This window comes from Mycolicibacter longobardus, assembly GCF_002102265.1.
GTDB classification, from domain to species: Bacteria; Actinomycetota; Actinomycetes; order Mycobacteriales; family Mycobacteriaceae; genus Mycobacterium; species Mycobacterium longobardum.
Window position 1 is genome coordinate 155,300 of record NZ_LQPG01000008.1, and the last position, 21,264, is coordinate 176,563.

Annotated in this window: 18 protein-coding genes and 1 pseudogene; 10 read left to right on the forward strand and 9 right to left on the reverse strand. The window is 68.8% G+C overall.

The window, feature by feature from the left end; genetic code table 11:
* Nucleotides 1–69: 69 nt before the first annotated feature.
* Complete coding sequence (locus AWC16_RS03470; protein ID WP_133055906.1) at nucleotides 70–1,119, forward strand: EcsC family protein; 1,050 nt, start codon at nucleotides 70–72, stop codon at nucleotides 1,117–1,119.
* 11 nt (nucleotides 1,120–1,130) lie between these two features.
* Here the strand turns inward: AWC16_RS03470 and AWC16_RS03475 are convergent, their stop codons facing one another.
* Together AWC16_RS03475 and gdhA are read right to left on the reverse strand one after the other, a co-directional pair.
* Nucleotides 1,131–1,460, reverse strand: a complete 330-nt coding sequence (locus tag AWC16_RS03475; RefSeq protein ID WP_085263393.1) for a DUF732 domain-containing protein — start codon at nucleotides 1,458–1,460, stop codon at nucleotides 1,131–1,133.
* A gap of 93 nt (nucleotides 1,461–1,553) precedes the next feature.
* On the reverse strand, nucleotides 1,554–2,903 hold the full coding sequence (gene gdhA, locus AWC16_RS03480) for an NADP-specific glutamate dehydrogenase (protein WP_085263394.1): 1,350 nt from the start codon (nucleotides 2,901–2,903) through the stop codon (nucleotides 1,554–1,556).
* Nucleotides 2,904–3,150: 247 nt separating this feature from the next.
* On the opposite strand from gdhA, the gene AWC16_RS03485 reads away from it, so the two are divergent.
* Together AWC16_RS03485 and AWC16_RS03490 are read left to right on the forward strand one after the other, a co-directional pair.
* Nucleotides 3,151–4,104, forward strand: a complete 954-nt coding sequence (locus AWC16_RS03485) for a GNAT family N-acetyltransferase (protein WP_085263395.1) — start codon at nucleotides 3,151–3,153, stop codon at nucleotides 4,102–4,104.
* Nucleotides 4,105–4,147: 43 nt separating this feature from the next.
* Nucleotides 4,148–4,804, forward strand: coding sequence for a DUF5642 family protein (locus AWC16_RS03490; RefSeq protein ID WP_085263396.1), 657 nt, complete (start codon nucleotides 4,148–4,150; stop codon nucleotides 4,802–4,804).
* 13 nt (nucleotides 4,805–4,817) lie between these two features.
* On the opposite strand, the gene AWC16_RS03495 is transcribed toward AWC16_RS03490, so the two are convergent.
* Nucleotides 4,818–5,417 carry an alpha-ketoglutarate-dependent dioxygenase AlkB gene (locus AWC16_RS03495; RefSeq protein ID WP_207572248.1) on the reverse strand — a complete coding sequence of 200 codons (600 nt, stop codon included), beginning with the start codon at nucleotides 5,415–5,417 and terminating at the stop codon, nucleotides 4,818–4,820.
* A 57-nt stretch (nucleotides 5,418–5,474) separates the two neighbouring features.
* Complete coding sequence (locus tag AWC16_RS03500; protein ID WP_085263398.1) at nucleotides 5,475–7,034, reverse strand: dolichyl-phosphate-mannose--protein mannosyltransferase; 1,560 nt, start codon at nucleotides 7,032–7,034, stop codon at nucleotides 5,475–5,477.
* A 24-nt stretch (nucleotides 7,035–7,058) separates the two neighbouring features.
* On the opposite strand from AWC16_RS03500, the gene rsmI reads away from it, so the two are divergent.
* Complete coding sequence (gene rsmI / locus AWC16_RS03505) at nucleotides 7,059–7,895, forward strand: 16S rRNA (cytidine(1402)-2'-O)-methyltransferase (protein ID WP_085263399.1); 837 nt, start codon at nucleotides 7,059–7,061, stop codon at nucleotides 7,893–7,895.
* Here rsmI and AWC16_RS03510 read toward each other — a convergent pair.
* The 4 genes from AWC16_RS03510 to metG all read right to left on the reverse strand — a co-directional run bounded on the left by AWC16_RS03510 (nucleotide 7,865) and on the right by metG (nucleotide 12,840).
* Complete coding sequence (locus AWC16_RS03510; protein WP_085263400.1) at nucleotides 7,865–9,118, reverse strand: aminodeoxychorismate synthase component I; 1,254 nt, start codon at nucleotides 9,116–9,118, stop codon at nucleotides 7,865–7,867. The genes rsmI and AWC16_RS03510 overlap by 31 nt on opposite strands.
* Nucleotides 9,119–9,139: 21 nt before the next feature.
* Nucleotides 9,140–10,036, reverse strand: coding sequence for an RNA polymerase sigma-70 factor (locus tag AWC16_RS03515; RefSeq protein WP_085263401.1), 897 nt, complete (start codon nucleotides 10,034–10,036; stop codon nucleotides 9,140–9,142).
* A complete protein-coding gene (locus AWC16_RS03520) occupies nucleotides 10,033–11,202 on the reverse strand; it encodes an NAD(P)/FAD-dependent oxidoreductase (RefSeq protein ID WP_085263402.1) in 1,170 nt (389 codons plus the stop codon). Before AWC16_RS03520 ends, AWC16_RS03515 begins: the two co-directional genes overlap by 4 nt.
* Nucleotides 11,203–11,292: 90 nt before the next feature.
* Entirely contained in the window at nucleotides 11,293–12,840 is a 1,548-nt protein-coding gene (metG, locus tag AWC16_RS03525; RefSeq protein ID WP_085263403.1) for a methionine--tRNA ligase, read from the reverse strand.
* Nucleotides 12,841–12,858: 18 nt separating this feature from the next.
* On the opposite strand from metG, the gene AWC16_RS03530 reads away from it, so the two are divergent.
* The 3 genes and pseudogenes from AWC16_RS03530 to rsmA all read left to right on the forward strand — a co-directional run.
* Nucleotides 12,859–13,704, forward strand: coding sequence for a TatD family hydrolase (locus AWC16_RS03530; RefSeq protein ID WP_207572250.1), 846 nt, complete (start codon nucleotides 12,859–12,861; stop codon nucleotides 13,702–13,704).
* A 109-nt stretch (nucleotides 13,705–13,813) separates the two neighbouring features.
* Nucleotides 13,814–14,932: a resuscitation-promoting factor gene (locus AWC16_RS03535; RefSeq protein WP_085263405.1), complete on the forward strand. Its 1,119-nt coding sequence runs from the start codon at nucleotides 13,814–13,816 to the stop codon at nucleotides 14,930–14,932.
* A pseudogene (rsmA, locus tag AWC16_RS03540) lies at nucleotides 14,905–15,780 on the forward strand (16S rRNA (adenine(1518)-N(6)/adenine(1519)-N(6))-dimethyltransferase RsmA); the annotation flags it as partial. The gene AWC16_RS03535 and the pseudogene rsmA, both read left to right, overlap by 28 nt.
* Here the strand turns inward: rsmA and AWC16_RS03545 are convergent.
* Complete coding sequence (locus AWC16_RS03545; protein ID WP_085263406.1) at nucleotides 15,771–16,601, reverse strand: serine/threonine-protein kinase; 831 nt, start codon at nucleotides 16,599–16,601, stop codon at nucleotides 15,771–15,773. The pseudogene rsmA and the gene AWC16_RS03545 sit on opposite strands and share 10 nt — an antisense overlap.
* 154 nt (nucleotides 16,602–16,755) lie before the next feature.
* On the opposite strand from AWC16_RS03545, the gene AWC16_RS03550 reads away from it, so the two are divergent.
* The 3 genes from AWC16_RS03550 to AWC16_RS03560 all read left to right on the forward strand — a co-directional run bounded on the left by AWC16_RS03550 (nucleotide 16,756) and on the right by AWC16_RS03560 (nucleotide 21,167).
* Nucleotides 16,756–18,231, forward strand: a complete 1,476-nt coding sequence (locus AWC16_RS03550; protein ID WP_085263407.1) for a PE-PPE domain-containing protein — start codon at nucleotides 16,756–16,758, stop codon at nucleotides 18,229–18,231.
* Nucleotides 18,232–18,318: 87 nt separating this feature from the next.
* Nucleotides 18,319–19,281, forward strand: coding sequence for a 4-(cytidine 5'-diphospho)-2-C-methyl-D-erythritol kinase (locus AWC16_RS03555; protein ID WP_085263408.1), 963 nt, complete (start codon nucleotides 18,319–18,321; stop codon nucleotides 19,279–19,281).
* Between the two features lie 251 nt (nucleotides 19,282–19,532).
* Nucleotides 19,533–21,167: a fatty acyl-AMP ligase gene (locus AWC16_RS03560; protein ID WP_085263409.1), complete on the forward strand. Its 1,635-nt coding sequence runs from the start codon at nucleotides 19,533–19,535 to the stop codon at nucleotides 21,165–21,167.
* Nucleotides 21,168–21,264: the final 97 nt, after the last annotated feature.

Consider the following 21,264-nt stretch of genomic DNA (forward strand, 5'->3'; position numbering starts at 1 on the left):
ACGTACCGCATTTTATTGACGACCGTCAATGACGACCGTCAATGAAGATGTGCCGGTAGGCTGACGCTCGTGGCGAGCAGTGTTCGGCCAGGCATGTCCGCCTACGAGAGCAAGGCTTGGGACACGCTGCTGGACGCGGCCACCGCCGTGGAGCGCCCCGGCCGGCTCGAAAGCCTCAGTCAGGACATCGCCGGCCGCGCCAGAGAAGTGGTCACCCAGGTCCGCTCCGGGGTGGAACAGCTCCCGGGCGCCACGGCGGCCTTGGGTAAGGTGGATCAGCTCACCGCCAAGGCCCTGGAAACGCTGCACGCCGTTCTGGTCGAGCGGGGACTTCATTCGGTCAAGCCGGCCGATGTGTTCGCGATGTTCGCCGAGCGAGGCGTCACGGTGCAGTCCTATGACGAAGTCCGACAACTCGACCTGAACTACTGCGACCGTTCGGTCCCGCGCCGCAAGGAGCGCTACATCGTTTTGGCCATGGCCGAAGGTGCGGCATCCTCACTGGCGGTGACGAGTGCGGCGGCGTCCAGCACGGTCTCCGGCGGCACCACGCTGACCGTCGCGGCCTCAGCCATCGTCGCTGACGTCACCGCGGTGCTGGTCGGTATGGGCCGCATCGTGGCTTTGGTTGCGGCGCACTACGGTTACGACGTCCGCGAGCCGGACGAGCAGGCGTTCGCCTCCGGTGTGATCGCCTATTCCGCGGCCGGCACCTCCGCGGAGAAGGCGGCAGCGCTGGCTTCGCTTTCGCGATTGACACAGCAGATGATGCGCCGGGCGTCATGGCGTCACCTCCAGCCTCAGCAGGCCGACAACGTGATCCAGCAGGTGTCCATGGCGCTGGGGTTCAGGATGGCGAAACACAAGCTGGCCCAGGCGGTTCCGATCTTCGGCGCGGTCGTCAACGGTGGCCTCAATGCCCGCATCGCGAACAGGACGTTCGAACGGGCCCAACAGGCCTACCGGCTACGGTTCCTCACCGAAAAGCACGACCTGGACGCCGGCCTGTGGGCGCCGGTGGTGGATTCCGACGACGTCATCGACATCCCGTTGGTCGACGAAGTGCTCGACGCCGAGCGCGAGTCGCGATCCGGCGACGACGGCGCCGGCGCAGATTAGCGGGCCCCGGATCAGCCCAGGGTCTCAGGGCACAGTTCGTGCTGGGCGATGTCGATCACCGGGCGCAGGTTGACGGTCAGGTCATCGACCATGGACGGTCCGCCGAATGACGGCCGGCGCACGTAGGCGTCGGCTACCTGGTCGACCGTGGCTCCGCTGCGCAACTGGTTGCAGAACCGGTGCCCCGCCGAAAGGCGCGCGTTGGGCGGACCGGACCGGAAGACACCGTTGGCGTCCAAGGCGGCAAGATAGCTGGCGTCGTCGGCGTGAGCCGGTGCGCTGCCCAGCAGTGCGATGGCGGCGGCACCGACGAACACGGAAACACGCAGAACCCGATTCATACCGGCGATGTTACGTCGAAACGACGTTGACTCTGCGGCTACCGGGCAAAAGTGCGAGAGCACCGCCTGGTAGCCGCAGAGTCAACGAGTGTTCTAAATCAGGCCCAGCGCGGTCATCGCGTCGGCGACCTGGATGAAGCCCGCGATGTTGGCACCCAGCACGTAGTTGCCGGGGGCACCGTACTCGTCGGCGGTGACCAGGCAGCGGTGGTGAATGCTCTTCATGATCGCCGCCAGCCGCTGCTCGGTGTACTCGAAGCTCCAGGAGTCCCGCGAGGCGTTCTGCTGCATTTCCAGCGCGCTGGTGGCCACACCGCCGGCGTTGGCCGCCTTGCCCGGGGCGACGGTCACGCCCGCGTCGGCGAACAGCTTGACGGCGTCCGGGGTGCACGGCATGTTGGCGCCCTCGGCGACGATCTTGCAGCCGTTCTTCGCCAGCGTGGCGGCGTGGTCGCGGTGGAGCTCGTTCTGGGTGGCCGAGGGGATCGCGATCTGGCAGGGCACGTCCCAGATGGAGCCGCCGTTGACGAACTCAGTCGCGCCACCGCGGGTCTTGGCGTAGGCCTCGATGCGGTCGCGCTTGATCTCCTTGATCTCCTTGAGCAGCTCCAGGTCGATGCCCTTCTCGTCGACGATGTAGCCACTGGAGTCCGAGCAGGCCACCACGGTGCCGCCCAGCTGGTGGATCTTCTCGATCGCGTAGATCGCCACGTTGCCCGAGCCGGAGACCACGGCCCGCTTGCCCTCGAAGGAGTCCTTGGCCGTCTTGAGGATCTCGTCGGCGAAGTACACCGCGCCGTAGCCGGTGGCCTCGGTGCGGACCTGCGACCCGCCCCAGCTCAGGCCTTTGCCGGTCAGTACACCCGACTCGTAGCGGTTGGTGATGCGCTTGTACTGGCCGAACAGGTAGCCGATCTCGCGTCCGCCCACGCCGATGTCGCCGGCCGGGACGTCGGTGTACTCGCCCAGGTGGCGGTAGAGCTCGGTCATGAACGACTGGCAGAACCGCATGATCTCGTTGTCGGAGCGGCCCTTGGGGTCGAAGTCCGAGCCGCCCTTACCGCCGCCGATCGGCAGACCGGTCAGGGAGTTCTTGAAGATCTGCTCGAAGCCGAGGAACTTGATGATCCCCAGGTACACCGACGGGTGGAACCGCAGGCCACCCTTGAAGGGGCCCAGAGCCGAGTTGAACTCCACCCGGAAACCCCGGTTGATCTGCACGTTGCCGTCGTCGTCGAGCCACGGAACCCGGAAGATGATCTGACGCTCCGGCTCGCACATCCGGCGGATGACGGCACGGTCGACGTACTCCGGGTGCTTGGTCACCACTGGGCCGAGGCTGCTGAGCACCTCGAAAACGGCCTGATGGAACTCGGCCTCGCCGGGGTTGCGATGCAGCACCTCGTCGTAGATGGCGTGCAGCTTCGGGTTCAGTTCGCTCATAGTCGTGTGGTCTCTTCCTCGGATGCCTATCAGCGGCACAGGTTAGCCGTCCTGATCGCCAACACCGAATCCGGTTCGTTACGTCCGTGTTAAATCATTACCGCGCTGTTAAATCATTCCCGACCTATGGGTGCCGGTTAGCCTGGATTGGCGAAACAAAGGCGTAGCAGTCCAATGGTGATGTCGCGACGGGACCGGGGGTGCCTCAGTGGCTGACGGGGCGTTGCCTGTCACGGACCTCGCAGAGATGGAGATCTTCGCCGGCTGCCCGGAGGCCGAGCTGGCGACGCTGGCCGCCGCCTTGCGGCCGCTGCAGGCCCCGGCGGGCGCCGAACTGATGCGGCAAGGTGAGCAGGCGCTGTCGTTCTTGCTCATCTCGTCGGGATCAGCCCAGGTCAAACATGTCGGCGACGACGGCGCGGTGGTCATCAACGAGGTATCCGCCGGGATGGTGGTCGGTGAGATCGCGCTGCTGCGCAAGGGCCTCCGAACGGCGACGGTGACCACCTCGACGCCGCTGGCCGGCTGGATCGGTGACGAGGACGCCTTCCACCAGATGGTGCAGGTACCCGAGGTGATGGGCCGGCTGGTCCGCATCGCGCGTCAACGCCTGGCGGCCTACATCACCGCCGTGTCGATCCGGGCCCGCGACGGCACCGAGTTGTTGTTGCGGCCGGTGCTGCCCGGCGACAGTGCGCGAACCGTCCAGGGGCACGTCGAGTTCTCCGGCGAGACGCTCTACCGGCGGTTCATGTCCACCCGGATCCCGAGCCCGGCGCTGATGCACTACCTGTTCGAGGTCGACTACGTCGACCATTTCGTGTGGGTGGTCACCGAGCCGGACGGCTCATTCGTGGCCGACGCGCGATTCGTCCGCGACCACGAGAACCCGACTTTCGCCGAGATCGCGTTCATCGTCGGCGACAGCTATCAGGGCCGCGGGATCGGCAGCTACCTGATGGGGGCGTTGGCCGTCATCGCCCGGCTGGAGGGTATCGAGAAGTTCACGGCGCGGGTGCTGTCGGAGAACGCACCGATGCGCGCCATCCTGGACCGTCTGGGCGCCTGTTGGGAACGCGACGACCCGGGCGTCGTCACCACCGTGATCGAGGTGCCCGGCGAAGACCAGCTGCCGTTCGGTCGAGACGTTGCCGATCAGATCAAAGAGGTTGGCCGCCAAGCGATCCAGGCCGTGGGGTGACCGCCGCCCCTGCGGCCGGGCCGCATTGGGTAAATTGGCTGCGATGTTGAACCTTCGTACGGTGCCGGTACTCGGTTGTGTCGGTTTGCTGGCCGCCTGCAGCTCTGGCCCTGCGGAGGTCTCCGCCGATATCAGCAAGGTGGTCGAACTCAAGTCCTCCTTCGGCCCGGCGTTCCAGGTCAAAGATATCGAGCGCACCGGGATCGACCCCAAGCTGCTGGCGGGCACGGCGTTGCCCTCGGGCTTGACCTTCGATCCCCCGGACTGCTCGAAGTTCGCGGTCAGCCAGCAGTTGCCGCAGGGGGTGCAGGGCAATATGGCCGCCGTCGCCGCTGAGGGCGACGGCAACCGCTTCATCACCATCGCCTTGGAGACCTCCGAGCCGGTGCCGGTCAGCGAACCCGGACGCACCTGCCGTCGCATCGGGTTCTCCGGTGGCCAGATGCGCGGCATGATCGAAACAGTCGAGGCGCCGCGCATCGACGGGGTGAAGACCCTGGGGGTGCACCGGGTGGTGGAAGCGATCGCCGGCGGCAAGGCGCGGGTCGGTGAGCTCTACAACTACGGGGCCTACTTCGGGCCGTACCAGGTGCTGGTCACCGCCAACCCGCTGGTGCTGCCCGACAAGCCCGTTGTTCCCGTCGACACCGCCCGGGCCCGCGATCTGCTGGTGGCCGCGGTGAACGCGGTGCGCGGCTGAGATGCGGGACTGATCAGCGCACCCCGCGAGGCCGGAACTGGATGCTGATCCGCGGTCCGGTCGGGACGGCGGTCTTCGGGATCGAGTGCTCCCAGGTCCGCTGACAGGAGCCCCCCATCACCACCAGGTCGCCGTGATGCTGCGCCAACCGCAGTGCGGGACCACCGCCGCGCGGCCGCAGGGCAAGGGTGCGGGTGGCGCCGACGCTGACGATCGCGACCATGGTGTCCTGGGTGGCGCCGCGGCCGATGGTGTCGCCGTGCCAGGCCACGCTGTCGCCGCCGTCGCGGTATAGGCACAGTCCCGCCGTGGTGAACGGCTCGCCGAGTTCCCCGGCGTAGATGTCGTTCAGCCGGCGACGAAGCTTCGCAATCGCCGGGTGCGGCGCGTGGCCGCCGGCCAGGTCGTGGAAGCTCACCAGCCTGGGCACATCGAGCACCCGGTCATACATCCGGCGGCGCTCGGCGCGCCAGGGGATGCTCGACTGCAGTTCGCCGACCAGATCGGCGGTTTCATCAGCCAGCCAGCCGGGGCGGACGTCGAGCCAGGCGCCGTCACCGAGCTGTCGGCGTTCGCTGAGGTCGAACAGCGACTCCTGTACCGGTATCGCCACGGCATGCACCCTATCGCACACCAGTTCGATTCGTCGAGATTGCGGGGCTGGGCGGCGTCAGGACCAGCTGGGCAGCCAGATCTCCATATTCCAGGTGGCCGGCGAGATCGGCACCCCGGTCAGCACCGGATACAGCCAGGCGAAGTTGGTCAGCACCAAGGCGAGATAACAAGACACCGCGAGCAGCCCGAGGGTCCAGCGCTCCTCGCTGCGGGTGCGGCCGTCGTTCACGATATCGCTGCAGATCAGCGCCAGCAGCATGACCAAGAACGGCGCCATCGGCACCGCGTAGAAGAAGTACATCTGCCGGCCGATGTCGGCGAACCACGGCAGCCAGCCGGCGCAATAGCCCACCAGCGCGGCGGCGTAGCGCCAGTCGTGGCGCACCAGGGACCGCCACAACGCGTAGCCCAGCACCGGCACGGCGAGCCACCACATGGCCGGAGTGCCCACCATCATCACCGCCTTGACGCAGGACTGCGTGCCGCAGCCGGGAACGTCATGCTGGTCGATCGCGTAGAGCACCGGGCGCAGTGACATCGGCCAGGCCCACGGCTTGGACTCCCACGGATGGTGGTTGCCGGCGGCGTTCGTCAACCCGGCGTGGAAGTGATACGCCTGGTAGGTGTAGTGCCACAGCGAGCGCAGCGCGTCGGGCAGCGGGAAGCGACTGTCCGGCCCGATCGATTGCCCCACCTCGTGGCGGTCCACTCCGGTTTCGGAGGCGAACCACCCCGCGTAGGACGCCAGATACACCCCGAACGGGATCAGCACCATCGCATAGGCGGTAGGGCCGACGTCACGGAACAGCGTCCCCAGCCATGGCCTGCGGACCCGGTACTGGCGGCGGGCGGCCACGTCGAACGCCAGTGACATCGCGCCGAAGAACACCACGAAATACAGCCCGGACCACTTGGTGGCGCAGGCCAAACCCAGCAGCACCCCGGCCCCGAAGCGCCACCAGCGCACCCCCAGCCGCGGCCCCCACGGCGTCACGCCGCTGCGGCCGTCGGTCAACACGGTGTGCATCCGCATTCGCACCTGGTCGCGGTCGACGATCAGCGCCCCGAACGCGGCCACCACGAAGAAGGTCAGGAAACCGTCCAGCAGCGCAGTGCGCGCGGCCACGAAGCTGACCGCGTCGCCGACCAGCAGCAGCCCGGCGATCCCCCCGGCCAGGGTGGAGCGGGTCATCCGTCGCACGATCCGCACCAGCAGCGCCACCGTGAGCACCCCCAGCAGCGCACTGGTGAACCGCCAGCCCAGTCCGTTGTAGCCGAACAGTGCCTCGCCGATCGCGATCAGATGCTTGCCGACGGGCGGGTGGACCACCAGGCCGTAGCCGGGATTGTCCTCGACGCCGTGGTTGTGCAGCATCTGCCAGGCCTGCGGGGCGTAGTGCTTCTCGTCGAAGATCGGCGTGCCTGCATCGGTGGGCGAGTACAGATTCGAGAACCGGGTCACTGCGGCCAGCGTCGTCACCGCCGCGGTCACCGCCCAGCCGCGGGCACGGTCGATCGGCCCGAAATCGGCCACCGGCACCAGCAGCCCCGGGCTGATCACGGGAGCGGTGCGCTCGGATACGGCCGCGGGCCGGGCAGCGGTCGGAGCGCTCATCCCCACGATCGTAGGCTGTGCGCCATGCCCGATGGTCGATTGCTGCTGGGTGCCACCCCGTTGGGCCAGCCCGCCGACGCCTCGCCACGACTGGTCGCCGCGCTGGGCACCGCCGACGTGGTGGCCGCCGAGGACACCCGGCGGCTGCGGACGCTGGCCAAGGCGCTCGACGTGCACATCACCGGCCGGGTGGTCAGCCTGTTCGACGCCAACGAGGCGTCGCGGGTGCCGGCGCTGCTGGCCGACGTCGAAGCCGGGGCGACCGTGCTGGTGGTCAGCGATGCCGGGATGCCGCTGATCAGCGACCCGGGCTACCGGCTGGTGGCCGCATGCGCCGACGCGGGGTTGCCGGTGAGCTGCCTGCCGGGCCCGTCGGCGGTGACGACCGCGCTGGCGGTGTCCGGGCTGGCCTCGGAGAGGTTCTGCTTCGAGGGTTTCGCGCCGCGTAAGCAGGCCGCGCGCCGCACGTGGCTGGCGTCGCTGGCCGATGAACGACGTACGTGTGTGTTCTTCGAGTCGCCGCGGCGGCTGGCGGACTGTCTGCGCGACGCGGTCGCCGAACTCGGCGGCGAACGCCGCGCGGTGGTCTGCCGGGAGCTGACCAAGACCCATGAGGAGGTGCTGCGCGGGACGCTGGCCGAGCTGGCGGACTGGGCGGTCGACGGCGTGCTGGGGGAGATCACCGTGGTGCTGGCGGGGGCGACCCCGCGCGCCGACCTGCCGGCGTTGGTCGCCGAGGTCAACCGGCTGACGGGCGACGGCATGCGGGTCAAGGACGCCTGCGCGCAGGTGATCGCCGCGGCGCCGAGTGCGGTGTCGCGCCGCGAGCTCTACGACGCGGTGCTGCGTTCCCGGGACTGATCGGCAGCGACGATCGGGGCGGCTTTGTGCAGGCACTCCTGCCATTCGGCGTCGACGTCGGAGTCCGCGGTGATACCGCCGCCGACCCCGAGCACCGCGCCGCCGGCGGCGTCGAACTCCACGGTGCGGATCGCGACGTTGAGTTCGCAGCCGGCCACCGGCGACGCCAGGCCCACCGTTCCGCAGTAGGCGCCGCGGCGATACGGCTCCCACTGCGAAAGTAGCTGGCGGGCACGGTGTTTGGGGGTTCCGGTCACCGACGCGGGCGGGAACGCTGCCTCCAGGAGCTCCGCCATACCCAGCTGCGTCGGCACTCGGGCCGACACCGTCGACACCAGATGCCACACGCCCGGGGCGGGCCGCACCGCCAACAGCTCGGGCACCGTGACGGTGCCGGTGACCGCCACCCGGCCCAGGTCGTTGCGGACCAGATCCACGATCATGATGTTCTCCGCCACGTCCTTGGCCGAGGCGCGCAGCGCCGAGGGCCGGGCGTCCAGCGGCAGCGTGCCCTTGATCGGGCTGGAGGCCACGATCTCACCGCGGCGGCGCAGGAACAGCTCGGGCGACAGTGAGGCCACCGCACCCCAGTCGCCGGCGACGTAGGCGGCACGCGCGGGACCGGTGCGCGCCACCGCGTCGGCGAAGAAGTCCAGGGGGTCGCCCGTCACGGTCCCGGTGAAGCGGGTGCACACACAGGCCTGATACACCTCACCGGCCCGGATGGCCTCCAGGCAGGCCAGCACCCCGGCGCGGTGCGCCTGCCGGTCCGGGGTCTCCCAGAAGATGCGGCATCCGCGGGCCGGCGCGGGCATGGTCAGCGCTTCGGCCAGCCAGCCCGGCATCGAGGCGCCCGACAGGCTCTCGAACCACCACCGGCCCTCGTCGTCAAGGCGCAGCACGCAGTCGGTCCAGCCGCCGGCGGCCTCGGGGATGCGGGGGCCCCGGCCGTCGGCGCCGGGGTCGGGGTAGGACAGATATCCGATCCAGCCGCCGCCCACCGCGCCGGACTGCGCACCGGCTGCCTGCGCACCGTTGAGATCAAACACCTCGCCGGGTTCTACCGGCTCGACGGCCACGCTGGGGGCGATCACCGCCTGGGCGCCGAACCACTCCCCGGTCAGTGCGGCCGGCGGCGGGAGCCCGCACCGGACGGTGGCGTCGCCGACCGCGCGCAGCACCTCCGGTGCCGTGCCCAGGTCGCCGAGCCGCTCGATTCGCACGGCACCAGCTTGTCAGACATCTCAACCGCGGGTGATCTCCCGGGCGCCCGCCAGCGCCGCCAGCTTGTCCGGGTTGCGCATCGCGTAGACGTTGGTGATCAGGCCGTCGATGATCTCGAAGGTGAACACGCCCTCCAACAGGTCAGCGTTGTAGAGCAGCACCGCGGGGGCGGAGTTGCAGACCCCCATCGCCATCCGGATATCGGGCATCTGCGCTCCCTGCCGCAGCAGGCCGATGATGGTCCGGGCGACCTTGTCTGCTCCGACGATCGGCCGCCGTGCCGCGCTGGCCTTGCCGCCGCTGTCGGCGGTCCACACCACATCGGGCGCCAGCATGGACAGCACGGTCGTGATGTCCCCGCCGGCCGCCGCGGTCAGGAACTCCGCGGTGACCCGAGCGCTGTGCTCCGGGTCCACCGGGGTGTACCGCGGCCGCCGGGCCTGGACGTGCCCGCGGGCCCGATGCGCGACCTGACGGGCCGTTGCCGCCGATTTGCCGACCGCGGCCGCGATCTCGTCGTAGTCGAACCCGAACACATCGCGCAGCACGAACACCGCGCGCTCATCGGGGCTGAGCGTCTCCAGCACCACCAGCATGGCCATCGAGACCGATTCGGCCAGAACGACATCGGCAGAGGGGTCCTGTTCGGTGAGCAGCAGCGGCTCGGGCAGCCACGGTCCGACGTACTCCTCGCGGCGCCGGGCGTCTGCCCGCAGCGCGTTGAGCGCCTGGCGGGTGACCAGGCTGGCCAGATACGCCTTGATGTCGCGGACCTGCGCCAGGTCGACCTCCGCCCAGCGCAGGTAACTGTCCTGCAGTACGTCGTCGGATTCGGTCGCCGAGCCCAGGATCTCGTAGGCGATGGTGAACAGCAGCGGCCGCAGCTCGGTGAACCGGTCGGCGTGTTCGCTCGTCACACCGCAGCCTCCCGTTCCGCTTGCCTGATCTGGGCTGCCCGGTCGCCCTTCATCCAACGGTACGAGCCGGGCTTGGCCGCCTCGCCGCGAATCCACTTCACGGTGAATCGGCAGATCGACTCTTTGACCACGGCACCGAGCCGGCCGCCGACGAACGCCCTGATCGGGGTGTCGTCGCGGCGGGACAACTGAACGGTGGCCGCCTGCCGGCCCACGCTGATGCACTGGGCGGCGAACGCCTGGTCCAGCGCTGCCGGTGAGGTGCCGTCGATCCGGGCCAGCACGGTATTGGCGGCTTGGGCCCCCAACGGCAGGGCGGCCTGGCAGCTCATCCGCAACGGCTGTCCCGACGGTGCGACCGCATCCCCGGCCGCGACGATCCACGGGTTGTCGACGCTGGTCAGGGTTTCGTCGGTGAGCAGCCGGCCCAGCCCGTCGGTGGCCAGTCCGCTGGCCGCAGCCAGGTCCGGCACGCCGAAGCCCGCCGTCCAGACGGTCACCGCGCTGGGCAGCACCGTGCCGTCGTGCAGCACCAGAGAATCGGCCTGCACCTGCGCGACGATCGCGGCCTCGAGCACGTCGACACCCAGCTTGTGCAGCGCCTTGGCCACCGAGCGGCATCCCGCCGCGTGCAGTGACGGTCCCAGCATCTCGCCGCAGACCAGGGTGACCGCCCGACCCTGCCCGGCCAGTTCGGAGGCCGCCTCGATTCCGGTCAGCCCACCGCCGACCACGGTCACCGGGGCGTCCGGTTCCAGCTCGCCGAGCCGGTCCAGCAGCCGCTGCGCATGCTCCAATTCACTGATGGAATACGCGAATTCGGCCGCACCGGGAACAGTCGGGGTGATCGCGCCGGTGCTGCCCACCGCGTAGATGAGGTAGTCGTAGCGCAGTGCGGTGCCCGAGGCCAGCTGGATCCGGCGATCGTTGGCGTCGATCCGGGTGGCGGAGTCGACGATCAGCGAGACGCCGTCACCCAGCAGCTCCGGGTAGTCGATGGTGGCCGTCCCGGTGCCGGCCACGTACTGGTGCAGCCGGATCCGCTCGACGAACTGCGGGCGCGGGTTGATCAGGGTGATGTCGACGCCGGGGTGCCGGCGCAGCCGGTTGGCGGCCAGGGTGCCGGCGTAGCCGCCGCCGACGATGACGACCTGGATGCGGGTCATGGGGTGCTCCTGTCTGTCGGGTGGTTATGCCCTCAAGACACCGCGCGCGGCCCAGATGTGACAGGGTGTGACCCGCCTCACCGCTCGCCGTCACTGGTAGCGCGGAAACACCCCGGACGGCGCCGGCAGGGAACGCCCCGGAGTCAGCCGCTGGGACACGGCGGTGAACATCCGCTGGTCATCGGGCTGCCCCAGCAGGCCCAGCAGCTTGCCCGCCGATTCGGGCATCACCGGCTGCACCAGCAGCGCCGCGATCCGCACCACCTCCAGGGTGGTGTACAAGACGGTGCCGAAGCGGGCCTGATCGGTCGCGGACTCGCTCTTGGCCAGCTTCCACGGCTCCTGGGCGGAGAAATACCGGTTGGCCGCGCCCAGCATCAGCCAGATCGCCTCCAACCCCAGGTGCATGGCCTGCGCGCCGAAGGCCGCCCGCACCTTCTCCAGCAACCCGTCGGCCAGCGCCAGCAGCTCGTCGTCGTCGCCGGTCGTGGCCGTCGGCTCAGGCACCACCCCGTCCAGGTTCTTGGCCACCATGGACAGCGAACGCTGCGCCAGGTTGCCCAGCTCGTTGGCCAGATCGGCGTTGACGCGGCTGACCACCGCCTCATCGGAGATGCTGCCGTCCTGGCCGAAGGGGATCTCTCGCAGCAGGAAATACCGCACCTGGTCGACGCCGTACTTCTCGACGAACTCCACCGGGTCGATGACGTTGCCCACCGACTTGCTCATCTTCTCGCCGCTGTTGAGCAGGAAGCCGTGCGCGAAAACCTTGCGCGGCAACTCGATTCCCGCCGACATCAGAAACGCCGGCCAGTACACGGTGTGGAACCGGATGATGTCCTTGCCGATCATGTGCAGATCGGCCGGCCAGTATCGCCGGAAGGACTCGGAGTCGGTGTCGGGATAGCCCACCCCGGTCAGGTAGTTGGTCAGGGCGTCCACCCACACGTACATCACGTGGTCGGGATGGCCGGGCACCGGAACTCCCCAGTCGAAGGACGTCCGGGAGATCGACAGGTCCCGCAGCCCGCCGGAGACGAAGCTGACCACCTCGTTGCGGCGCACCTCCGGTGCGATGAAGTCCGGGTTCGCCTCGTAGTGCGCCAGCAGCTTGTCGGTGTAGGCCGACAGCCGGAAGAAGTAGGTCTGCTCCTCGGTCCAGGTCACCGGCGCCCCGGTTTCGTTCGCCACCCGCGAGCCGTCTTCGGCGACCCGGGTCTCGCCCTCGGTGAAGAACCGCTCGTCGCGCACCGAGTACCAGCCGGAGTAGGCGTCCAGGTAGATATCCCCGGCGTCGGCCATCCGCTGCCAGATCGCCTTGGACGCCTCCAGGTGATCGGCGTCGGTGGTGCGGATGAACCGGTCGAAGGAGATGTTGAGCTTCTCCTGCAGACGCTGGAAGACATCGGAGTTGCGCCGCGCCAGCTCCGCGGTGGGAATGCCTTCGGCCGCGGCGGTCTCGGCCATTTTCAGCCCGTGCTCGTCGGTGCCGGTCAGATACCGCACGTCGAATCCGTCGAGCCGGTGGAACCGGGCGATCGCGTCGGTGGCGATGTACTCGTAGGCGTGGCCGATGTGCGGGTCACCGTTTGGGTAGGTGATCGCGGTGGTGACGTAGAAAGGCTGCGTTTTTCTCATCACTCGCCACCTTATTGTGTGCGGGTGAGCTCGAAACGGTCAGCCAAAACTCCACCACCCGCTCCGGAGCCGCTGACTCCGCTGGTCGACGCCCACACCCACCTGGACGCCTGCGGCGGGGCCGACGCCGATTCCGTGCGCGCGATCATGGACCGGGCAGCCGCCGTCGGGGTGCAGGCGGCGGTGACCGTCGCCGACGACCTGGCCTCCGCCCGCTGGGTCACCCGGGCCGCGGACGCCGACGAGCGGGTCTATGCCGCCGTCGCGCTGCACCCCACCCGCGCCGGCGCACTCACCGACGCCGCCCGAGCCGAGATCGAGGCGCTGGCCGCCCACCCGCGGGTGGTGGCGATCGGGGAGACCGGGATGGACCTGTACTGGCCGGGCCGCCTGGAGGGCTGCGCCGACCCGCAGACCCAGCGCGAGGCCTTTGCCTGGCACATCGATCTGGCCAAACGCACCGGCAAACCGCTGATGATCCACAACCGCGACGCCGACGCCGCGGTGCTCGACGTCCTCGTGGCTGAAGGGGCACCGGAGACGGTGATCTTCCACTGCTTCTCGTCCGGCCCTGAGATGGCTCACACCTGCGTCGACGCCGGCTGGATATTGAGCCTGTCCGGGACGGTCAGCTTCAAAAATGCCCGTGACCTGCGAGAAGCGGTCCCCTCGATCCCGCTGGAGCAGCTGCTGGTGGAGACTGACGCGCCGTTTCTGACTCCGCATCCGTACCGCGGTTCACCCAACGAGCCCTACTGTCTGCCATACACTGTCAGAGCGCTGGCTGAGCTGCTGGGGGTGGCAGCAGCCGAACTGGCGCAGGTCACGAGCCGCAACGCCCGTGGGGTGTACGGGTTGCACTGAAGGTCGAGCTGGTCACATTCGGTTGCCGACCGCCGGAGGGTTCGTTACCGTCTCGTTATCAAACCTGGGGGCCGTGACGGCCCCATTGCCGTTTTGTGAGGTCCTTGCCTTGAACACTTTGACCAGGCTGCACCAGGCGCCATCGCCGATGCTGCGGATGCTGGTCGGCGCGCTGTTGCTGGTGCTGACCTTTGCCGGCGGCTTCGCGGTCGCCAGCGCCAAGACCGTCACCCTGGACGTCGACGGAACCCCGGTGACCGTGACCACCATGCGGTCGCGGGTGATCGACATCGTCGCCGAGAACGGGTTCGTCGTGGGCGAGCGTGACGACGTGACGCCCTCCCGCAACGCCCGGGTGAGCGACGCCGACACCATCGTGGTGCGCCGCAGCCGGCCGCTGCAGCTGTCTCTGGACGGCCGTGCGCCCGAGCAGGTCTGGACCACCGCCCTGTCCGTCGACGAGGCCCTGGCGCAGCTGTCGATGACCGATCACGCCCCGGCCGCGGCTTCCCGCGGCAGCCGGGTGCCTCTGGCCGGCATGGCGCTGCCGGTCGTCAGCGCCAAGAACGTCACGATCGACGACGGTGGCGTGGTGCGCACCGTGCATCTGGCGGCGCCCAACGTCGCCGAACTGCTGGCGGCCGACGGCGCCCCGCTGGAGCAGGCCGACAAGGTCACCCCGGCGGCGTCGTCCCCGATCACCGAGGGCATGCAGATCCAGGTGACCCGGATCCGGGTCAAGCAGGTCACCGAGCGGGTGCCGCTTCCCCCCAACGCCCGTCGCGTCGAAGACCCGACGATGAACATCAGCCGCCAGGTCGTCGAGGACCCGGGCACCCCGGGCACCCAGGACGTGACCTACTCGGTGGCCACCGTCAACGGCGCCGAGACCGGGCGCCTGCCGGTAGCCAACGCCGTGGTGGACCCGGCGCGCGACTCGGTGCTGCGAGTCGGCGCCAAGCCGGGCACCGAGGTGCCGCCGTCGATCTACGGCGCGGCGTGGGACCGCATCGCCAACTGCGAGTCGCACAACAACTGGGCGATCAACACCGGCAACGGCTTCTACGGCGGCGTGCAGTTCGACTACGGCACCTGGATCGCCAACGGGGGGCTGAAGTATGCCCCGCGGGCCGACTTGGCCACCCGCGAGGAGCAGATCGCGATCGCCGAGGTCACCCAAGCCCGGCAGGGCTGGGGCGCCTGGCCGGTGTGCAGCGGGAGACGCTGACCATCGGGCTGCTCGGGGCCGGTGACATCAGGGCCCTGGCTTCAGAACTCGACCTGAGACCCCGGAAATCACTGGGGCAGAACTTCGTTCATGACGCCAACACCGTACGGCGGATCGTTGCCGGCGCCGGGATCACCGCCGCAGACCATGTCTTGGAAGTCGGCCCCGGACTCGGTTCGCTGACCTTGGCCCTACTCGAGCACAGCCCGACGGTGATCGCCGTCGAGAAGGATCCGGTACTCGCGGAGCGGTTGCCGGCGACCGTCGCCGAACACGCTCCCGGCGATGCGGACCGGCTGGTGGTGCTGAGCCGCGACGTCTTGACCCTGCGCCGCGACGAGGTGGCGGTCGCTCCCACGGCGGTGGTCGCGAACCTGCCCTACAACGTCGCCGTCCCGGCCCTGCTGCACCTGCTGGCCGAGTTCGACTCCATCCGCACCGTGACGGTGATGGTGCAACTGGAGGTCGCCGAGCGGCTGGCCGCCGAACCGGGCGGCAAGGACTACGGAGTGCCCAGCGCCAAGGCGCGGTTCTTCGGCACGGTGCGCCGCTGCGGTACGGTGCCACCGAGCGTGTTCTGGCCGGTGCCCCGGGTGAACTCCGGATTGGTGCGCATCGACCGGTACGACGCCGCGCCGTGGCCGGTGGACGACGCGTTCCGTCGGCAGGTATTCGCCCTGATCGATATCGCGTTCGCCCAGCGCCGCAAGACTTCCCGCAACGCCTTCGCCGACTGGGCGGGCTCAGGCGCGCAGTCGGCGGCGCGGCTGGAGGCGGCGGGCATCGATCCGGCGCGGCGCGGTGAGACGCTGTCAATCGCGGATTTCGTTCGCCTGCTTCAGGTTTCGGAATGATCGGAACGCTCGGAATGCGAAGACAACGCCCGGGACAACTCATCGACAAACTCGGCACAGGACTCGTAGCGCCGTGCCGGGAACTTCGCCATGGCCCGCTCCATCACACCGTCGACGGCCCGCGACGCCCAGTCGAGCGTGTCGGAGATGGGTGGCGGCAGCAGCCGCAGGTGCGCATCCACCAGTTCGGCTGCGCTGTGCGCGGGGAAGGGCGGGGCCCCGGTGAGCAGCTCGACCGCCGTGCAGGCCAGCGCGTACTCATCGGTGGCCGCCGACGGTGCCTTGCCGCGCAGGATCTCAGGAGCGGTGTAGGGCAGCGAAACCTCGGGATTGCGTTGCCGGTGCCACACATCGTCGACGACGGCATGCGCCGACCCGAAGTCGATCAGCACCGCCCCGGCCCGGCCGAAGTCCCCGGAGATCAGGATGTTGGCGGGTTTGACGTCGCAGTGCACGATGCCGCGGTGGTGCGCGTAGTCGAGTGCGTCGGCGATCTGGGCCAGTGCGGCCAATCGGTCCTCGAGGGTGTGCAACCGGGTCACGTTGCCCCCCTCCACAAACTGCATCGCCAGCCAGAACGGCCCGTGCCGGTAGACCGTGACGATATTGGGGTGATCGAGCGCGCCCGCGAACGCGAACTCCCGTTCCAGCCGTTCCTGCTCGGCGGGGGTGCGATGCGACTCGTCGATGACCTTCAATGCCACCGGGGCGACGGGGTCAGTTCGATGATGGGCCCGGTAGACGGCCGCGTGCCCGCCGCGCCCGACTTCGCGGTCGATCACGTAGCCGCCGAAGTCGACACCGGCGTCGCCCATGGCCTCAAGGTTATGGGGGGCGGCGCCGAGTTGTGCGCCCAACGACGGTGCATGACAAAAAGCTAAGAGAGACATGATCGAATAGCAAAAAATCAATGACATTTCGCTGGCGTGGGGTCATAATCGACCCAACTTCGCCGCCGGGAGGTCATCCATGACAATTCTGCGCAGCCGCAGCCTGCGTTCATTGGGTGCCGTGCCGCTGGCCGCCGCCGTCGCCGCCTTGGGTGTCGCGCCCGCGGTGGCCCCCGGGCTGGCGGCCACCGCCAAGACCGTGGTGGCTCAGGCAACGCTGCTGGACACCCAGTCGTGGATCATGGGCGGCAGCGGACTGCCCATCCCGTCGCCGAACTACCTGGCCGCCCTGACCGAACGGTACCTCGACCCCACGCCGCCCAAGTTCGCCGGCCAGCCGGTGTTCCCGGTGGATTCCACCAACGCCCTGTTCACCCCGGAGGGTCTGTACCCGCTCACCGGCGTCAAGACGCTGCCGTTGGACACCTCGGCACAGCAGGGCGCTGAGATCCTCTACCAGAAGATCATGGAGGAGATCGCCAAGGGCAATGAGCTTGTCGTAGGGGGTTATTCACAGAGCAGCGTCATCAGCGGGATGGTGATGGAGCAGCTGTTGAGCCTGCCCGAGGACGAGCGCCCGGATGCCGATCAGCTGTCTTTCGTGATCTTGGGCAATCCGTCCAACCCCAACGGTGGCCTGCTGTCCCGCTTCGACGTCCCCGGCTCCCCGTTGAGCCTGCCCAGCCTGGGGGTCACTTTCAGTGGGGGCGCCCCGTCTGAGACGCCTTGGGAGACAGCAAGTTACGCCCAAGAGTACGACGGCTTCGCCGACTTCCCGAAGTACCCGCTGAACTTCCTGGCCAGCCTAAACGCCTTCATGGGCATACTGACCGTCCACGGCACCTACCCGACGTTGACCGATGCCCAGCTGGCGACGGCTATCGAGCTGGACGTCTCCGAGGACTACACGGGTAACACCCGGTATTTCATGATTCCCACCGAGAACCTGCCGCTGCTGGATCCGTTGCGTGGCAGCGGATTCGGCAACGCGTTTGCCGACCTGCTGCAGCCGGTTCTGCGGGTGCTGGTCAACCTCGGCTACGGCAACATCGAAAACGGCTGGGACCAGGGTCCGGCGGATATCTCCACGCCGTTCGGAGTGTTCCCGGACGTCAACCCGATGGATGTGCTCACCGCTCTGGCGAACGGCGCTGAGCAGGGTTGGAACGACTTCGTCGCCGCGTGGCAGGACCTGTCGACCGGCAGTGTGGCGGACTGGTTCGGCTGGGACACCGGCAGTGCAGCGGAATTCGTCTTGCCGAGCTTCACCGACATCGTCAACACGTTCAGCAGCGCTGCGTCGACCTTGTACGCGACGCTGCTGCCGACCGCCGACATCATCAACGCCATGTTGACCAGTCTCCCGGCGTACAGCCTGAGCCTGTTCTTCAACGAGCTCATGGCGGGCGATCTGGTGGGCGCGATAGGCATGCCGTTGGCGGCGACGACGGGGCTGACCACCATGGCGGCCGGCTTCGAGTTCGCGGTGATAGCGGAAGCGTTGAGCACGATCCAGCAGGACTTCGCCGACCTGTTCTCCGCGCCGACGGTGTGATCGCGGGGGGCGCGCTGGGCCGAGTGCGGCTACTGCGCCTCCGTTGGAACCCCCCTTGGAACCTCTCGGACCGTTAGTCTCATCGGCGTGACCGCATCCGATGGAAGTGCCGCCACCGAGTGGTCCCCGACCGGATCGGTCACCGTGCGGGCACCGGGCAAGCTCAACCTCCACCTGGCCGTCGGCGACCGTCGAGATGACGGCTACCACGAGCTGACCACCGTTTTCCACGCGGTCTCGCTGGTCGACGAGGTGACCGTGCGCGACGCCGACGTGCTGTCGTTGCGGACCAACGGCGAGGGCGCCGACAAGCTGCCCACCGATGAGCGCAACCTGGCGTGGCGGGCCGCCGAACTCATGGCAGAGCATGTGGGCCGGGCGCCCGACGTGGCGATCACCATCGAGAAGTCCATCCCGGTGGCCGGCGGCATGGCCGGGGGCAGTGCCGACGCCGCGGCGGTGCTGGTCGGCATGAATGTGCTCTGGGAGCTGGGCGTGCCGCGCCGTGACCTGCACGCCCTGGCCGCCAAGCTGGGCAGCGACGTGCCGTTCGCGCTGCATGGCGGTACCGCGCTGGGCACCGGTCGCGGCGAGGAGCTGGCGACGGTGCTCACCCGGCAGACGTTCCACTGGGTGCTGGTGTTCGCCGAAGGCGGGCTGTCCACGCCGGCGGTATTCGCCGAACTGGACCGGCTGCGCGACACCGGCCGCACCCTGCCGGAGACGGGCGAGTCCGAACCGGTGCTGGCCGCGCTGGCCGCCGGAGATCCCCAGCGCCTAGCCGGGCTGCTCGGCAACGACCTGCAGGCCGCGGCGGTCAGCCTCATGCCGGCGTTGCGGCGCACGTTGCGGGCCGGCGTGGAGGCCGGTGCGCTGGCCGGCATCGTGTCGGGCTCCGGACCGACGTGTGCGTTCCTGTGCGTGTCGGCGGAATCGGCGGCCGATGTCGCCGTCGAGCTGTCGGCGGTCGGAGCGGGACGCGCAGTGCGGGTGGCCAGCGGCCCGGTCTACGGCGCCCGGGTGGTGCCCTCCTCGTTGACCGGGGCGTGACGGCCGTCCCAAATCGGCGCGAAGATTTGCCCGCCGATTAAGAGGAGTTTAAGATGGCGGCCGGTGACTAGTCGCGGCCAGGACATCCGAGCCATCCAGGCGCCCGCCGATCTGGCGGGCCGAGCATTACGGTTTCGAGATGTAACCGCCACCGATTTGTGCGCGCGCGCCTATCGCGAAGTGGTCTCCAGCAGGTGGAACATGAAATTTCAGCCCGTGTGGAAAGTACCGGTGCCGGCTAGGAGGCCGTCGTGAGCAGGTTTACCGACAACATGTTCCGCAGTGCCCGCGAATCCACCAAGGGCATGGTCACCGGTGAGCCCCACGAACCCGTCCGGCACACCTGGGGCGAGGTCCACGAGCGTGCCCGCCGCATCGCCGGAGGGTTGGCCGCGGCCGGCGTCGGCCCGGGAGACGCGGTCGGGGTGCTGGCCGGCGCCCCGGTCGAAATCGCCCCCACCGCGCAGGGCGTGTGGATGCGCGCCGCCAGCCTGACCATGCTGCACCAGCCCACCCCCCGCACGGACCTGGCGGTGTGGGCCGAGGACACCATGACCGTCGTCGACATGATCGACGCCAAGGCCGTCATCATCTCCGACCCCTTCATGGCAGCGGCACCGGTGCTGGAAGAGAAGGGCCTGAAGGTCGTGACCGTCGCGGACCTGCTGGCCGCCGAACCGATCGACCCCGAAGAGGCCGGTGAGGACGACCTGGCCCTGATGCAGCTGACGTCGGGGTCGACCGGTTCTCCGAAGGCAGTGCAGATCACCCACCGCAACATCTACTCCAACGCCGAGGCGATGTTCATCAGCGCCGAGTACGACGTCGAGAAGGACGTCATGGTCAGCTGGCTGCCGTGCTTCCATGACATGGGCATGATCGGATTCCTCACCGTCCCGATGTACTTCGGCGCGGAGCTGGTCAAGATCACCCCGATGGACTTCCTGCGCGACACCCTGCTGTGGGCCAAGCTGATCGACAAGTACAAGGGCACCATGACCGCCGCCCCGAACTTCGCCTACGCGCTGTTCGCCAAGCGGCTGCGCAAGCAGGCCACCCCGGGCCAGTTCGACCTGTCCACGCTGCGGTTCGCGCTGTCGGGCGCCGAGCCGGTGGAGCCGGCCGACGTCGAAGACCTGATCGACGCGGGTAGGCCGTTCGGGCTCAAGCCGTCGGCCATCCTGCCCGCTTACGGCATGGCCGAGACGGTGCTGGCGGTGTCGTTCTCCAAGTGCGGTGCGGGCCTGGTGGTCGACGAGATCGACGCCGATCTGCTGGCGGCGTTGCGCCAGGCGGTTCCGGCGACCAAGGGCAACACCCGGCGGCTGGCTTCGCTGGGGCCGCTGCTGGAGGGCATCGAGATCCGGATCGTCGACGAGAACGGCACGGCACTGCCGGCCCGCGGGGTCGGCGTGATCCAGCTGCGCGGTGAGCCGGTGACCCCGGGCTACCTGACCATGGCCGGTTTCCTGCCGGCGCAGGACGAGCACGGCTGGTATGACACCGGTGACCTGGGCTACCAGATGGAGGACGGCCACGTCGTGGTCTGCGGCCGGGTCAAGGACGTCATCATCATGGCGGGCCGCAACATCTACCCGACCGACATCGAGCGGGCCGCGGGCCGGGTCGAGGGCGTGCGGCCGGGTTGCGCGGTGGCGGTGCGCCTGGATGCCGGGCATTCCCGCGAGACCTTCGCCGTCGCGGTGGAGTCCAACAACTGGCAGGACCCCGCCGAGGTGCGCCGCATCGAGCACCAGGTCGCCCACGAGGTGGTCACCGAGGTTGACATGCGGCCCCGCAACGTGGTGGTGCTCGGGCCGGGCAGTATCCCCAAGACCCCGTCGGGCAAGCTGCGCCGGGCCAACTCCGTCGCCCTGGTCACCTAACGCGCCCCGCCTCTGGCGAGGATTGCTCCTATGTCAAGCAGCGGTGGCGTGGGGTGTAGGGCGTCGTGATTTCTCGTCGGTGTGGAGGCGGTTGTAG